A 2,172-nucleotide genomic window follows, 5' to 3' on the forward strand; every position below is an offset into this window, starting at 1 on the left:
GCGCGGCGCCGCCGCGCAGCGGCCGCTCGGCGTTGAGCCGGGCCAGGCTGTCGACGCGGCTGTAGTAGGCGGCGGCGACGCCGGACAGCGAGACGGCGGACAGCGGCGCGGTCTGTTCCCGCCGCAGCACCGCGGCCGCCACCAGGGCGGCGGCGCTGGCGTCGAACGATTCATTGGTGGCCAGCACATTCATCCAGTCGCCCACCGCCTGCCCTTCGCCCTCGTCCACGGCGAACAGCGCCAGCACCGCCAGTTCGGCCTCGCCGCTGTCGTTGAACACATGGTCCGGCAGGCCGGACAGCGTGCCGCCGGCTTGCAAGCCCTGGCTGTAGCTGAGGAAGAAGCCGCCCTGACGGGTGATGCTGGCCTCCCACAACAGCCGCAGCAATTCGTCCGGCGCGCCGATCAGATTGGGGAAGCCGTTCTCGGCCAGCGCCAGCGCGCGCAGGCCGCTCTGGGCCGGCGGACGGGTCTCGGTGGACAGATTGACCTTGGCGATGCCGGCCAGGCTGGCGGCCGGATTTTCCATCTGCCAGCCGGCCACCTCGCTGCCGGTAGTCGCCGGCCGATACAAGACCAGCAACTGGCTCAGGCCGGCGCCCGGACCCCGCAGTTGATTCAGCAGGCGCTCCAGCAACACGATTTCCTTGTCCGGCGCGCCGATGATTTCATACAGCCGCTGGCTGCTGGGATTGCCCGCCAGCGGCTGGGTGCGGCGCACGCCGAAGGGGATCAGCATGCCGAAGCCGTAATTGAGCAGGGGCTGTTCGCTGACACTGCCGGTGGCGGCGTCGGTGCGCGCCAGCTGCGGCGCGAAACGCGGCAGCACGCCTTGTTCCAGCGGGGTATTGATCAGCGAGTCCGGCAGGCTCCACAAGCGCAGCTCGGCCACTTCCGGCGCATGGGCCTGGCGCGGCAGCGTCACCGGCGCCGCGCACTGCCACGGCTGGGAGCTGGACAGCGGGAAGCGCGAGGCCTGGGCCTCGGCGTCCAGCAGCGGCCGGATCGCCAGCGTGTCGGTGCGCAGCGGCTGGCCGGTGGCGGCGGCGCGTACTTTCACATAGCGCAGATAATCGTCGGCGCCCACTTCGAAACGGGCGCTGGCGCTGCCCGGCGCGCCCAGGCTGAGCCAGGTTTCGGCGCTGCCGCGGCTCAGGGTGAAGCTGAATTTCGCGCCTTGCGCCGGGTCTTGCAGCGCGGGCAGCGGGAAGGCCTGCCCGGTCAGCGCGAACAGGCCCAGCTGCGCCGGATAGTCATAGCCGCCCTGGCCGTTGGGCTTGACGAACAGGCCGGGCGATTTCGCCGTCAGCCCGGCGGTGGGCAGCCTCAACCCGTTGAGATAGTAACGCGAGGCCATCGCTCCCAGGTTCTGGAACGCCAGCGTGCGCAGCGCCTCGTCTATCAGTTCGCCCACCTGGAATTGCGCCAGTTCCGGGATGTTCAGATTGGGATCGCTGTCGTGATCGAACAAGCCGGCGGCCGCGCCGTTGGCGGCGGCCAGCAGGTCCAGGCTCACGCCCAGCCGCGCGGAGATGCCGGCCAGGGTGTCGCCGGCGGCCACCGGCTGTGGGAAGGCCGGCAGCGCCAGTATCGCCAGCGGCAGCAGCAGATCCGCGCGCCGCAGCACATCGCTGCCTTGCAATAGCGCGTCCAGCGACACGCCCAGCCCGGCGGCGATGCCGGCCAGCGAGTCGCCGTCCTGGGTCAGATAGACCTTGTCGCCCAGCGCGATGCGCTGATTGGCGGCGAGGATGCGCGCCTCGTCGGCGTTGGCCCGCGCCAGTTGCTCGCCGCCGAAGCCGCCGCCGAATAGCGACTGCGCGGCGATCTGATCGAAACTCAAGCCGCCCGGCGTCTGCCAGCGCATGCCGGCCACGGTCAGGGGCTGGGCGCGCGCCGCCAGCAGGTGCTCTTGGTTGGCGACGAACAGCTGGCCGGCGCTGAAGGCGTCGTCGCCGGACAGCTGGCCGGTGGCGTTGACCCAGGCGACGATCTCGACCACCGTTTGCGCCGGCTGGATCACCAGCTTGAAATTGCCGAGGCCGTCGCGCAGCGCCTGCAAGGCCTGGCGCGCCAGCAGGCAGAAGTAATCGCCGAAGATATAGCTGGCGATGGACGCGCCGGTGCCGGACTGCATCCTGGCCGCGGCCGCGGCCGCGGCCGCCGCCGGCG

1 protein-coding gene is annotated in these 2,172 nt (G+C 70.9%); it reads right to left on the reverse strand.

Annotation, left to right across the window (positions count from 1 at the left end):
- Positions 1 to 2,172: LysM peptidoglycan-binding domain-containing protein (locus tag LQT98_RS23210; protein ID WP_231465550.1), on the reverse strand; the 2,172-nt coding region annotated here is incomplete at both ends.

Origin of the sequence: Chromobacterium aquaticum (assembly GCF_021129195.1) — a bacterium.
Classification (GTDB): Bacteria; Pseudomonadota; Gammaproteobacteria; order Burkholderiales; family Chromobacteriaceae; genus Chromobacterium; species Chromobacterium aquaticum.